A 13715-nucleotide genomic window follows, 5' to 3' on the forward strand; every position below is an offset into this window, starting at 1 on the left:
AACTAAAATATTTATGTTAATTAAATATACTAAAAATTTCATTAATTATTAATAAATACATCTAATTTTTATTAGATTTTAGAAAATTTTTATGAAAATAACATACAAATATTTTATTATTATATAATCTATAATAATATATATAAGTTACGTGATCTCGTATTAAATTATTATATCTACATAAGATCAAGATTTATTAAAGAAAATTTTATTCCTTTAATATTTTTAATTATTCTAATTGTTAAACAAAGTATATCAAATTTATCCCTGAAATAAGGATGAAAAAACACAGATATTAAATATCATATATAAATAAAATTTAAATTTAAAGCATCGAAAATAAAACAAATTTATTAATTAAGGTTTTTTATGGATAAGTTATCTTATACGTCTGAAAGACGTACATCTGCTTGGTCAACTTATTTAGAGCAAATTGATAGAGTTACGTCTTATTTAGGCAATCTTTCTCGTTGGATAGATACATTAAGACACCCTAAACGTGCTTTAATAGTAGATATTCCTTTGCAAATGGATGATGGAACAATACGTCATTTTGAAGGATATCGAGTTCAACATAACCTTTCTAGAGGCCCAGGTAAAGGAGGTATTAGATATCATCCAAAAGTAGATTTAAATGAAGTTATGGCACTTTCTGCATGGATGACTATTAAATGTGCAGCCGTCAATCTACCCTTTGGCGGTGCTAAAGGTGGTATTAGAGTTGATCCTTTTACATTATCAGAAAATGAATTGGAAAGATTAACTCGTCGTTACACTAGTGAAATCGGTATTATTATTGGACCCCAAAAAGATATACCTGCTCCTGATGTAGGAACTAACAGTAAAGTCATGGCTTGGATAATGGATACTTATTCCATGAATTTAGGTAATACAATAACAGGGGTTGTTACTGGTAAACCAATTCATTTGGGAGGTTCATTAGGCAGAGAAAAAGCCACTGGAAGAGGTGTATTTATAACTGGTTGTGAAGTAGCACGTAGAAAAAAAATAAAAATAGAGGGCTCAAAGATAGCAATTCAAGGTTTTGGTAATGTCGGAAGCGAAATAGCACGTTTATTTGATAAAGCTGGTGCAAAAATTATTGTTATTCAAGATCATACATCTACTTTATATAACGATAATGGGATAAATATTTCAGAACTTATAAAATGGCAAAATAAAAATAAAAACATTTCTGGTTTTAATAAAGCAACTTATATTGATAAAGATGCATTTTGGTCAACAGAAATGGATATTTTAATACCAGCTGCATTAGAAGGTCAAATAACAAGTCAACGTGCTGAAATAGTTAACTGTAAACTAGTACTCGAAGGAGCTAATGGTCCAACTTACACTGAAGCTGATGATGTTTTAGCATCTAGAGGTATTACTGTAGTTCCAGATGTTATATGTAATGCAGGAGGTGTAACAGTAAGTTATTTTGAATGGGTACAAGATATGGCTAGTTTTTTCTGGAGTGAAATAGAAATTAATAAACGTTCAGATAAAATTATGATTGAAGCTATGACAAATGTTTGGAAAAAAGCAAAAGAAAAAAAATGTTCTTTACGTACTGCAGCATATATTGTGGCATGTGAACGTATATTAATGGCTCGTAAAGATAGAGGCATTTATCCTGGTTAGTAAATAATAGAACACTGCTGAACCAAAATCAGCAATGTTCTTTTAATATCTTATAAAAATAAAGAATCACAATCTTTATTACAATTATATGTTATATTTTTTAAAAGAAAATATAACAGCCTAACTATACAAAATATAAAAATAAATAGGTATATTTATATACTATAAAATAATTAATTATTTATTTCCTTCAAAGGTAAGCAATTAGATTTAGTAAAAACAAATAATTAGTCTAGAATATATTAGACTTACATATTTTATACATAAAATTAGATACTGTTAATGGAAACTAAACTAGTTGATACATTATTTTATGTAGAATATCTCTGTAAATGTAAGAATTTTAATTCTTAGATTAAAAGGAAATTAATATGTCTTCATCAATTTTTTTAGATACACGTCATAAAAATCGTGAGCAAGCAAAATCCTTTTTAAATAATCTAAAAAATGATAGTTTTCCTTACTCAAAACGTATCTATTTAAAAGGAAGTAATGTTTATATAAAGGTACCAATGAGAAAAATTACTTTAAATCCAAGCATAATCAAAGAAAAAAAAAATTGTATTTATAAACATAATGAACCAATCGTAATTTACGATACTTCTGGTCCTTATGGAGATCCCAAAATAGATATTAATATCAATTATGGTATAAAAAGACTTAGAACAAATTGGATTAAACAAAGACAAGATAACGAATTTATTAATGTAACTAATTTATTTAATCAAGAAAAAAATATCAACTTAATTTCACAGAACATAAAATTTAATGCTTTACATAGACCACTCAAAGCAAAACAAGGAAAACGTGTTACTCAAATGCATTATGCACGTGCTGGAATAATTACTCCAGAAATGGAATTTGTAGCCTTACGTGAAAATATGGGACGAGACTTATCTTTTCAAAAAAATAGTTATCAAAAATATATTAAAAAAAATCAAAACATAAAAATACCAAGAAAAGTTACTTCAGAATTTATTAGACAAGAAATAGCTGCTGGTAGGGCTATTATTCCAGCTAATATAAATCATCCAGAATTAGAACCAATGATAATTGGTCAAAAGTTTTTAGTAAAAATAAATGCAAATATTGGTAACTCATCTATTAGTTCTTCTATTGAAGAAGAAGTAGAAAAATTAATATGGGCTATAAGATGGGGTGCTGATACAGTTATGGATCTTTCTACTGGTCGAAATATTCATGAAAACCGAGAATGGATTATTCGTAATAGTCCTGTTCCAATAGGTACAGTTCCTATATATCAAACTTTAGAAAAGGCTAAAGGAAAACCAGAAAACATCACTTGGTCAATATTTAAAGAAACACTAATAGAACAAGCAGAACAAGGAGTAGATTACTTTACTATACATGCTGGATTATTATTACAACATATACCAATGACTTATAAAAGACTCACCGGTATAGTATCTCGCGGTGGAGCCATTATCGCTAAATGGTGTTTATTTCATAATAAAGAAAATTTTTTGTATAAACATTTCTATGATATCTGTGAAATCTGTGCTAAGTACGATGTATCAATATCATTAGGTGATGGATTAAGACCAGGATCAATACAAGACGCAAATGATAAAGCACAATTCGCAGAATTATATACTTTAGGTAAACTGACTAAAATAGCATGGAAACATGATGTACAAGTAATGATAGAAGGTCCAGGTCATATACCAATGAATATGATTAAACATAATATGACAGAACAACTAAAACACTGTCATAAAGCACCTTTTTATACATTAGGACCTATCACCACCGATATAGCTCCTGGATATGATCATTTTACTTCAGGCATTGGTGCTGCTCTTATAGGATGGTTTGGTTGCTCAATGCTATGTTATGTTACACCTAAAGAACATCTTGGTTTACCAAATAAAGAAGATGTAAAACAAGGCATAATAATGTATAAAATTGCAGCACATGCTGCTGATTTAGCTAAAGGTCATCCTATAGCACAAATTCGTGATAATGCACTATCAAAAGCACGTTTTGAATTTCGTTGGAATGATCAACTAAATTTAGCAATTGATCCATTAACAGCTCGAGCCTATCATAATGAAGCATCTTCACAAAAATATAGTAAAGTACTTAATTTTTGTTCTATGTGTGGTCCAAAATTTTGTTCAATGAAAATATCTCAAGAACTTAAAAATTGCTCAAAAAAAATAAAATAACAACTCGGAGAAATTTTTTTATCTAAACTAGATAATTATTAAAAATAAAATGAATATTAATACAAAATTTTTACCAGTTCCACATAGACTTGGTTTATATCCAGTAATAGATTCTTTAACTTGGCTAAAACGGTTATTAGATACAGGTGTTACCACAATACAATTTCGTATCAAAAATCAGACAGAAACAGAATTAAATAAAAAAATTGAAGCTGCAGTGTTATTAGGAAATAAATATGACGTTAAATTATTTATTAATGATTATTGGAAACTAGCCATACAGTATGGTGCTTATGGAGTACACTTAGGTCAAGAAGATATGAATTCAGCTGATTTAAATACAATACTAAAATATGGATTAAGATTAGGATTATCTACACATTCTGAAAAAGAATTACTAAAAGCATTATCTTGTAATCCATCTTATATTAGCTTAGGACATATTTTTCCCACTAATACAAAAAAAATGTTTTCTAAACCCCAAGGTTTAGAAAAATTATTTAATCTTGGTCTTAGATTAAAAAATATTCCTACTGTGGCTATAAGTGGTATCAATATAAATAATATAGAAAATGTTTTATCATGTGGAATAGGCGGTATATCTGTAGTAAGTGCTATAACTAAGGCTTCTAATTGGTATCAAACGACAATTCAATTATTAGAAATAATAAAAAATTGGGAGAATAAATATGTAAATAAATAAATTTAATTGTGATTAAATATAAGGAATGAAATAAATGTTAAACGATAAGTCCTTTTTGCGTTATAGTAGGCAAATTTTATTAAATGAAATAGGTTTATGTGGTCAAAATTTATTACATTCTGCTACAGTTCTTGTAATTGGCTTAGGAGGATTAGGTTCACCTGCTGCTCTTTATCTTGCAGCTGCTGGAATAGGCAAATTAATATTAGCAGATAACGATAAATTACATATAACTAACTTACAAAGACAAATATTATATCATAGTAATGATATAGGAAAATTAAAAGCAATTTTAGCTAAAAAAAAATTATCGGATCTCAATCCTGAAGTATTTTATATCGCTTTAACAGACAGAATGAACGACAAATGCTTAAATAAACAAATAGCACATGTAGATCTAGTGTTAGATTGCAGTGATAACTTAATAACCAGATACAATATTAATGCTGCATGTGTTCGTTATAATAAACCATTTATTAGTGCTAGTGCAATTGGGTTTAATGGTCAAATTATGATACTTATACCACCTTGGAACAACGGTTGTTATGCTTGTTTATTTCCTGAAATTAAAGATAAAGTTGATATTGACTGTTCTTCTTTCGGTATACTTGGTCCTATAGTAGGAATTATGGGTACTATACAAGCGCTAGAAGCTATTAAATTTTTATGTAATATTAGGTCTACTAATCAAAGTCAATTATATTTATTTAACGGAAAATCTTTAAAATGGAAAAACATATACTTAAATAAAAATATACATTGTTCAATTTGTTAATAAAACATTATCTAAATATTCCAAATATACTTACTTTAAGAGAGATTTTGTTAAATGAAAATTATCTTTAATGATTCTATGTTAGAATTGTCTCAACCAATTTTTTTAAATGATTTTATTATTAATCAGTTAGGTCATGCAAATGGTATCGCTCTAGCTATTAATCAAAAAATAGTTCCAAATTACAAATGGGAAAAATATAAACTACAAGATGGAGATGATATAATTGTATTTCAAGCCATTGCTGGGGGTTAAACTTTGTTTACTATCCATGGAATTAATTTTAAATCAAGGTTGTTTATTGGAACAGGTAAATTTTCTAGCTATGATTTAATGTTAAGAGCCATTTTTGTAGCTGAAAGTGAATTAATTACAATAGCAATGCGGAGATTAAATTTTAATGATAAAAACGATGATTTTTTATCAGCTTTAAATAAAGCTAAAAATGAAATAAAAATAAAACTTTTACCAAATACCTCTGGCGCGAAAAATGCTGAAGAGGCAATATTTGCTGCTTATTTAGCTAGAGAAGCACTAAATACGAATTGGATAAAATTAGAAATTCATCCAGATATACAATATCTACTTCCTGATCCCATAGAAACTTTAAAAGCAGCTGAAAAATTAGTAAAAAAAGGTTTTGTGGTATTACCGTATTGTAGTGCAGATCCAATGCTTTGTCGGAGATTAGTTGAAGTAGGTTGTTCTGCAGTAATGCCATTAGGATCTCCTATTGGTTCTAATCAGGGATTAAAGACTCGTGATTTTTTGCAGATTATCATAGAACAAACAAAAATTCCTGTAATCATCGATGCCGGAATTGGTTGTCCCAGTCAGGCTACTGAAGCATTAGAATTAGGCGCTGATGCAGTAATGATAAATACTGCTATAGCCATAGCACAAGACCCAATCTCTATGGCACAAGCATTTAAACTTGCAGTACAAGCTGGAGAATTAGCACGAAAATCAATTTTAGGTCCTGTAAGTTTACTAGCTAATTCTACGAGTCCTTTAACTAATTTTTATAAAAAAAACACCAAGAAAACATAATGAATACTTTTTCTCAAAATTGGAATAAAATAAATTGGAATGATTTATCTTTTTGTATTTACAATCAAAATGAAAAAAATGTAGAAAAAGTTCTTAATACAAAAATCTTTAATTTAGCATCAATCAGTGCACTTTTATCTCCAAAAGCTAAATCTTACATAGAGCCTTTAGCTAAAATAGCTCAGGGTTTAACTCGTCAGAGATTCGGTAATGTTGTTAATTTTTATTTACCTCTTTATCTTTCCAATTTATGTTCAAATGAATGTACATATTGTGGTTTTTCTAAAAGTAATCGTATTAAAAGAAAAATACTTAATGAACAAGAAATTATTAAAGAATGTGAAGTAATAAGGGCTAAAGGAATTAATAATTTCTTATTGGTTACTGGAGAACATAAGAACAAAGTTGGTATGGATTATTTCCGTCGTTACATACCATTAATAAGAAATTATTGTAGTTCATCATTATTAATCGAAATTCAGCCAATGCTTGAAGAAGAATATGTTGAGTTAAAAGCATTAGGAGTCGATGGTGTACTAGTATACCAAGAAACGTATGATATAATCACTTATAGTAATAATCACTTATATGGGAAAAAAAGAAATTTTTTTTGGAGGTTAGAAACTCCAGAACGATTAGCAAAAGCTGGAATAGATAAAATAGGATTAGGTGTGTTAATGGGATTATCTAATGATTGGCGAGTAGATTGTTATATACTTGCTAAACATCTTTTATATTTACGTGATATTTATTGGAAAAGTAGTTATTCAATATCTTTTCCCCGTTTAAGACCTTGTATTGGACAAACTATATCTAATTCTGCCGTTCTTATAGATGATATTGATTTATTACAAGCTATGTGTGCATTTCGTCTATTAATGCCAGAAATTGAAATTTCTCTTTCAACTAGAGAATCTCCAAATTTTCGCAACCATGTAATTCCAATTTTAGTTAATAATGTTAGTACCGGTTCTAAAACTAGTCCTGGAGGTTATGCTAGTAATAAAAAAGAACTAGAACAGTTTGTTATTTATGATAATCGTTCTCCCAAAGAAATGCACCAAGTATTATTATCTGCCGGGATCCAACCAATATATAAAGATTGGGATTCATACTTAAGGATTAATTCAATTAAATATTAAAATATTTCTATAAATCAAAATATTAATATTATTCTTAATATTAAATAAGAAATAAAACATATAACTGTCTTAGTTATATGTTAAAACTATAAAATTTTATCAAAAAAGTTAAGTTAAAACATTAATTAAAATTATAACATATATGAATATAAAAAAAATATTTAATGTACTAAGCATCGCTGGTTCAGATCCTAGTGGTGGAGCTGGTATTCAAGCTGATCTAAAAACTTTTTCAGCATTAGGAGTATATGGAACTACAGTTATTACTACACTGACAGCACAAAATACTTATGGAGTACAATCGATATATCCAATAAGTGCATCTTGTGTAGATGCACAATTAGAATCAATATTTAATGATATACATATCCATAGTATTAAAATTGGACTACTTAGCAAAGCTAATATAGTTGAAATAATAATAAAAAAAATTATTAAATATCAAATTCCTTGGATAGTACTAGATACTGTAATGATAGCTAAAAATGGTTATAAATTAGTAGATAAAAAAGCTCTCAATATAATAAAAGAAAAACTCATACCTCTTGTATCAATTATTACACCAAACCTTATTGAAGCAGCATTGCTTCTTGATGGCATTCCAGCTAAAAATGAAGAGCAAATAATTAATCAAGGAAAAAAACTTTTATCACTTGGTTGTAAAGTAGTAATTATAAAAGGTGGTCATTTATTAGGTCCATCAAGTCCTGATTGGTTTATAACTCAAAATCAAGAAATAAGAATCAGTAGTAATAGAGTTAATACTAAAAATACTCATGGGACAGGATGTACATTATCTGCAGCAATAGCAGCAAAAATTCCATATTGTAAAGACTGGCTTCAAGCATTTAAAGAAGCTAAAACATGGATATATCAAACTTTAATAAATGCAAATAATCTGTCAATAGGGAAAGGTTCAGGACCACTACATCACTTTTATAAATGGTGGTAAAATTAATTTATTTCAACATATAAATTATCTCTTTTATTCAAAAATTTAGATATAGTATAAGGATAAACATCAAAAATCTTAGCTACTTTTTATCTGAGTTAATCATTTCTAAAACCTCTTTTCTTTATTATAAATTAAGTTTTGGACGTCGACCTCCTATTCTCCCTTTGTTGCGAGCAACTCTTAAACCAATAATAGTACGCTCACATAGCATAGCATGTTCAAATTCAGCAAATGACCCAACTATTTGCATCATCATACGACCAGCTGGTGTTGTAGTATTAATTGTTTCGGTAAGACTTTCAAATTCAGCGCCAACCAATCTTATTTTTTCTAACAATATTAATAAATCTTTTAAAGAACGAGATAATCTATCAAGTTTCCATACTTTTAAAGAACGAGATAATCTATCAAGTTTCCATACTACTAAAACGTCTCCAGGACCCAACTGATCAATTAAACAAGTTAACCTAGGTCTATTTAAACAATCTGCTGACATAGTCTCTTGGAAAACCTGACAGCAACCAGATTTCTTTAGCATAGAGATTTGCATACTATTATTTTGTTCTTGTGTTGATACTCTAGTATAACCAATTCGCATATTAAATTACCATAACTTAATTTCTTATAAAATAACTTTATACACCTTTAGTAGAGTTTTAATTGCAAAAATGCTAGTTTTTGCAAAAAATCAATATAACAATAAAAAAATCATATAAATATTAAAATTATCTTAATTAAAATAATTAAGATAATTTTAATATTAATCTTGTAATAATTATAAAATAATATAAATATATAAAAATAAATTAATGATAAGAGCTTTTTTATAAAGAAATAAATTAATTTATTGATAATAAATCAAATTAATTATTTTATTTTTATAAATAGCTTAATGAATTATGTAACTATTTAACTACAATATTTTTGTTAACAGAAAGTGAATTAATAAATTTTTCGTTTAGATCTAAATGTTGTTTAATTAATTCAACTGGGGTATTAGCAAGCCATTGATTTAGAGAAATATCAGCATAATAATTACTTTTAAATAATTCTAAAAATTTCATAGTGGTTTTACCTGTATTTTCAATATAATGACCCATAGCAAAAGGAACATAACCAACATCTCCTTCTCTAAAATCAAAAGTTCTTGCTTGACTTGAAGAAGCAAAAACTCCCATACGGCCTTCACCTTCTATATAATATTGCCATTCATCATTATTAGGATGCCAATGTAGTTCTCTTATACCACCTGGTTGTATTTCTACCAAAGCTGATGAAATATTTTTACAAATTGAAAAGATTGATGAATCTACAATGTTTACATATCCTCCAGAAACTTGTGTGGGTTTTAGTGATATCATTTTGTAAGTAAACTTTTCTTTTGATTTTTTTGTTAAATCAAGAGATAAATTATCATTTTCATTACCAGAAAAGATATATTTGTCATTAGGTGATGGTAGTTTGAAAAATGTTGATGTTGGCACTTTAAAGTTTTTAGCTAAAACTTCAATAGGAATATGCTTAAACCAATCAGTAAGGAGAAAAGTGCTTTCTTCATCGAAAGATCCGTTATCAAATGCTAATAAAAATTCACATCCGTCTGACCCTATACCTTGAATAGAATGAGGAATGCCAGGAGGGAAATACCATAAATCACCAATTCCAATATCATCGATAAACCATTTTCCTTTATTATCTAATGCAGTTACACGTGCATTACCGTATAGCATATACGCCCATTCACATTCTTTATGCCAATGTAATTCTCTTATTCCTCCAGCATTAAGACGCATATTAACCCCTGCGATAGTAGTTGCTACTCCTAGTTCTCTTTGAGTAATTTGTCTCGTCCATCCTCCACTTCCTTTTCTGATATGTGCATCGCTAAATGAATAACGAAGGTTTGGCAATGTACCATTATCTGTTTTGGGTGGATTCATAATATTTGGGTTTTCTTTTTCTCTTATGGTATCTTTTGGACCTGGATCATTATTTTTTCTTCTGTAATGATATATATAATCTTTAATCCATAAATTATATGGATAAACTTGATATGTCGCTAAGGCTAAAGCACTACCTAGTGCAAATGTCATAAAATTTCTTCTTGAAAACTTATTCATCAGTGATATTCCTTATTTTAGAAATAATATCAATTTGTATTTTAAAGTATATTTATGACCAAAAATATTTTTAATATTCGTTGCATTCAAATTAGATTATAATTTTTAATTATTTTAATATTAAAATGACAATCATATTTTATGTAAAAATTATTTATTATATATAATTGCTATTTTGTTGTTATATATCCTTAGTTGGATACTTTCATAAATCTTAATTGAAAATTTTTTCTTGTTATTAATATCACTGAATATAGTGAATGTTTCCCATCATTAATAATGACTTTAAGATTAAAAATCATCATTTTCATAATGATTGATTTTTTTTAATTTTGGTATTCGGTCGTGGATAATAAAAAATACAGCATGTCTTCGTTTTACTTCAGAATAATCGAGATAACCAATTTTTTTAAGTTGTTTCATTGCTCTTCTTATAACATAATTTTGCGTGGTAATTTTAGAAGATAAGTTTAGACGCATACGTAATCTAATAAGAGAAATTGGTATGGGATTAGTTGGAAGACTCTCTAAAAAAGTATAAAGAGCTTGAGCTGATTCTTTACGTTTTAAACAAGAAATAGCTCTAAGATGCAATAATACTTTATGATCAAAACTATAAAGTTCAAACAATTTTGGGTCAGCTTGAATATTTACGATATCTTTATCTCTATCATAATATGCAGATTGAACTAGATGTGTATGATAAACTTTACCATTACCTTCAAAAGATACAGTATTGGTTGCTATCCGACGAAGAGATGAATCTAAACGTTTGCGTAAAATAGATGAAGAATGTGCAGATGGAATTCCGCACATTTTTATAAAATTAATAAAAGATAAGGTTACAGTATCTCCTTTAATAGGATATCGTGAAAATGACTGAATTATACCTGCCCATGTTTTAAAATCATTATCCATATCTAGTCTAGCACCAGTAATGGTAATTTTCTGGTAACCTTCAGCTTTAACTAATGATAAATTTTTAAGTTCCTTTGTAGCATCTGTAAAAGCAATAGAGCCTGTTTTTCCTCTAGTTGTAGACTTTAGAGTAGGAACAAACAATCCTAACCTCATTAAAGCTGCTGGTTGTACTGTGTTATCCTTATTAGGATACAGTTGAATTGTTTCACCAGTATTTTTATTGACTGATGAAAAAGATTTTAAAAATGTTTTATTTTGATAATCTTTGGTTTTCATGAATGCATTTTATCTTTAATTGAATGAAAAAATAATATAAATTTTAATACTAATTATAGTGAATGCTCTACTGATTATAGTGAATGTTTTACTGATTATAGTGAATGTTTTACTGATTATAGTGAATGTTTTACTGATTATAGTGAATGTCTATAACCCTCTAGCCCTTGTATAATCTGACTTATGAGGGTTATAGGATCTTTATTGGATCTATAAGGATCTTATATAGGAACTATTCTGTGTATAAGTAGAAAAACTGTGGATAACTTGAAAGACCATACTCTAATTTATTTTAAAAAAATATTTTAAATCAAATAAATAAACAAAAATTCTAATATAATTTTTTAGTACTTTAAAAATTTATTATCTGTGGATAATTATTTAATAAATAAAATCAAAAAAAACCTAAAGATTAAGCACAAACAATGAAAAAAAATAAAAAAAACAACAAAAAAAACTTATTTAATAAATCATTAATGATAAATGATTTACGTTCTGCAATAAAATTCATCAAAAATTTTCCAAATCAATATATCGAAACTAATTATCAAGTTAATCCAATAAATGAACTAGCAAGCGTTTACCGTTACATAGGTGCTGGAGGTACAGTAATGAGGCCTACAAAAATAGGTCCTGCTATGACATTTAATAATATCAAAGGATTTCCTGATTCTCGCATTTTAGTTGGATTAATGGCTAGCAGAAAAAGAGTAAGCAAACTATTAGGCGTTTCATCAAAAAACCTAGGAATTCATATGGCTAAAGCTAGAAAAAAAATAATTACTCCAGTATTTGTAGACAAAAAACAAGCTATTTGCCAAGAAGTGATATACAATGCTAATGAAAAATATTTTGATATAAGAAAAATTTTACCTACAATAGTTAATACACCAGAAGATGCAGGTCCTTATTTTTGTTTAGGTTTAATGCTAAGTAGTGATCATAATAATCAAAATAATACAGACGTTAGCATACATAGACTATGTATACAAAGTAAAAACGAATTATCAGTATTTTTTGCACCAGGAAGACATATTAATTTATTTAGAAAAAAAGCAGAATCAATTGGAAAATCATTAGCTATATCAATTAATATAGGTCTTGATCCTGCAATATATATTGGAGCAGGATTTGAAGCACCTATTACTCCTTTCGGTTTTAACGAATTATGTATAGCAGGAGGGTTACGTGAAAAACCAGTAGAATTAACAGAATGTATTTCTATAAAACAAAAAGCAATTGCAAGAGCAGAAATAGTGATAGAAGGTGAAATACTTCCTAACGTTAGAATACAAGAAGATAAAAATACTAAAACAGGAAAAGCAATGCCAGAATTTCTTGGTTACACGGGTAAAGCTAATCCGTCATTACCAATAATTAAAGTTAAAGCTATAACAACACGTAAAAATCCCATATTACAAACATTAATAGGTCCAGGAGAAGAACATGTAAATTTAGTAGGCATCCCAACAGAAGCTAGTATTTATTTACAATGTGAAGATTCAATACCTGGACTAGTAAAAAATGTTTATGCACATAGTTCAGGAGGAGGAAAGTTACTTGCAATATTACAAGTAAACAAACGTAATCAAAACGATGATGGAATGACAAGACATGCAGCTATAATAGCTCTAGCCATATACCGTGAGTTAAAAAATATTATTTTAGTAGATGAAGATGTTAATTTATTTGATACGAATGATGTTTTATGGGCTATGCAAACACGATATTCTGGTGACAGCGATACATTATTTATTCCAGGAATAACAGGACATATTCTAGATCCCTCTCAAATATCTATAAATAATAATAAAGGAATCACTACAAAAACAATATTTGATTGCACAGTTCCATATAACTTAAAAAATAAATTTATTAGGACAAACTTTAAAAAACTCAATCCAAATATCTGGCTAAACAAATCCGAATATAAAAAATAA

General features: G+C 28.0%; 11 protein-coding genes and 1 pseudogene. 9 read left to right on the forward strand and 3 right to left on the reverse strand.

Annotated features, from left to right (window positions below; genetic code table 11):
• The first annotated feature begins 369 nt into the window (after window positions 1-369).
• From CRV09_RS00005 to thiD, 8 genes and pseudogenes are all read left to right on the forward strand, one after another.
• Window positions 370-1644, forward strand: coding sequence for a Glu/Leu/Phe/Val family dehydrogenase (locus CRV09_RS00005; protein ID WP_136132101.1), 1275 nt, complete (start codon window positions 370-372; stop codon window positions 1642-1644).
• A 371-nt stretch (window positions 1645-2015) separates the two neighbouring features.
• Window positions 2016-3812: pseudogene (gene thiC, locus CRV09_RS00010) on the forward strand (phosphomethylpyrimidine synthase ThiC); the annotation flags it as partial.
• A gap of 70 nt (window positions 3813-3882) precedes the next feature.
• Window positions 3883-4536 carry a thiamine phosphate synthase gene (gene thiE, locus CRV09_RS00015; protein ID WP_136132103.1) on the forward strand — a complete coding sequence of 218 codons (654 nt, stop codon included), beginning with the start codon at window positions 3883-3885 and terminating at the stop codon, window positions 4534-4536.
• Window positions 4537-4570: 34 nt separating this feature from the next.
• The gene (locus CRV09_RS00020; protein ID WP_136132104.1) at window positions 4571-5311 is read left to right on the forward strand and encodes a HesA/MoeB/ThiF family protein; all 741 of its coding nucleotides are present in this window, start codon (window positions 4571-4573) and stop codon (window positions 5309-5311) included.
• A 54-nt stretch (window positions 5312-5365) separates the two neighbouring features.
• Window positions 5366-5566: a sulfur carrier protein ThiS gene (gene thiS, locus CRV09_RS00025; RefSeq protein ID WP_136132105.1), complete on the forward strand. Its 201-nt coding sequence runs from the start codon at window positions 5366-5368 to the stop codon at window positions 5564-5566.
• A gap of 3 nt (window positions 5567-5569) precedes the next feature.
• Complete coding sequence (locus CRV09_RS00030) at window positions 5570-6361, forward strand: thiazole synthase (RefSeq protein WP_136132106.1); 792 nt, start codon at window positions 5570-5572, stop codon at window positions 6359-6361.
• The gene (gene thiH / locus CRV09_RS00035) at window positions 6358-7503 is read left to right on the forward strand and encodes a 2-iminoacetate synthase ThiH (RefSeq protein ID WP_136132107.1); all 1146 of its coding nucleotides are present in this window, start codon (window positions 6358-6360) and stop codon (window positions 7501-7503) included. The genes CRV09_RS00030 and thiH overlap by 4 nt, the downstream gene beginning before the upstream one ends.
• A 142-nt stretch (window positions 7504-7645) precedes the next feature.
• A complete protein-coding gene (gene thiD, locus CRV09_RS00040; RefSeq protein ID WP_136132108.1) occupies window positions 7646-8455 on the forward strand; it encodes a bifunctional hydroxymethylpyrimidine kinase/phosphomethylpyrimidine kinase in 810 nt (269 codons plus the stop codon).
• 127 nt (window positions 8456-8582) lie between these two features.
• Here thiD and CRV09_RS00045 read toward each other — a convergent pair whose 3' ends face one another.
• The 3 genes from CRV09_RS00045 to CRV09_RS00055 all read right to left on the reverse strand — a co-directional run bounded on the left by CRV09_RS00045 (window position 8583) and on the right by CRV09_RS00055 (window position 11775).
• Complete coding sequence (locus CRV09_RS00045) at window positions 8583-9056, reverse strand: recombinase family protein (RefSeq protein ID WP_338419099.1); 474 nt, start codon at window positions 9054-9056, stop codon at window positions 8583-8585.
• A 307-nt stretch (window positions 9057-9363) separates the two neighbouring features.
• Window positions 9364-10578: a cupin domain-containing protein gene (locus tag CRV09_RS00050; protein ID WP_136132109.1), complete on the reverse strand. Its 1215-nt coding sequence runs from the start codon at window positions 10576-10578 to the stop codon at window positions 9364-9366.
• A gap of 291 nt (window positions 10579-10869) precedes the next feature.
• The gene (locus tag CRV09_RS00055; protein WP_136132110.1) at window positions 10870-11775 is read right to left on the reverse strand and encodes a RepB family plasmid replication initiator protein; all 906 of its coding nucleotides are present in this window, start codon (window positions 11773-11775) and stop codon (window positions 10870-10872) included.
• A gap of 425 nt (window positions 11776-12200) precedes the next feature.
• Between CRV09_RS00055 and CRV09_RS00060 the strand changes: the two genes are divergently transcribed.
• Window positions 12201-13715, forward strand: coding sequence for a UbiD family decarboxylase (locus CRV09_RS00060; protein WP_241973697.1), 1515 nt, complete (start codon window positions 12201-12203; stop codon window positions 13713-13715).

The organism is Candidatus Pantoea edessiphila, from assembly GCF_002933345.1.
Taxonomy (GTDB): Bacteria; Pseudomonadota; Gammaproteobacteria; order Enterobacterales; family Enterobacteriaceae; genus Pantoea_C.

Coding starts and splice junctions, on each gene's coding strand:
- CRV09_RS00060 (WP_241973697.1), top strand. CDS start 12,201: ATGAAAAAAAATAAAAAAAACAACAAAAAAAACTTATTTAATAAATCA.
- CRV09_RS00050 (WP_136132109.1), bottom strand. CDS start 10,578: ATGAATAAGTTTTCAAGAAGAAATTTTATGACATTTGCACTAGGTAGT.
- thiE (WP_136132103.1), top strand. CDS start 3,883: ATGAATATTAATACAAAATTTTTACCAGTTCCACATAGACTTGGTTTA.
- CRV09_RS00045 (WP_338419099.1), bottom strand. CDS start 9,056: ATGCGAATTGGTTATACTAGAGTATCAACACAAGAACAAAATAATAGT.
- thiS (WP_136132105.1), top strand. CDS start 5,366: ATGAAAATTATCTTTAATGATTCTATGTTAGAATTGTCTCAACCAATT.
- CRV09_RS00055 (WP_136132110.1), bottom strand. CDS start 11,775: ATGAAAACCAAAGATTATCAAAATAAAACATTTTTAAAATCTTTTTCA.
- CRV09_RS00005 (WP_136132101.1), top strand. CDS start 370: ATGGATAAGTTATCTTATACGTCTGAAAGACGTACATCTGCTTGGTCA.
- CRV09_RS00020 (WP_136132104.1), top strand. CDS start 4,571: ATGTTAAACGATAAGTCCTTTTTGCGTTATAGTAGGCAAATTTTATTA.
- thiD (WP_136132108.1), top strand. CDS start 7,646: ATGAATATAAAAAAAATATTTAATGTACTAAGCATCGCTGGTTCAGAT.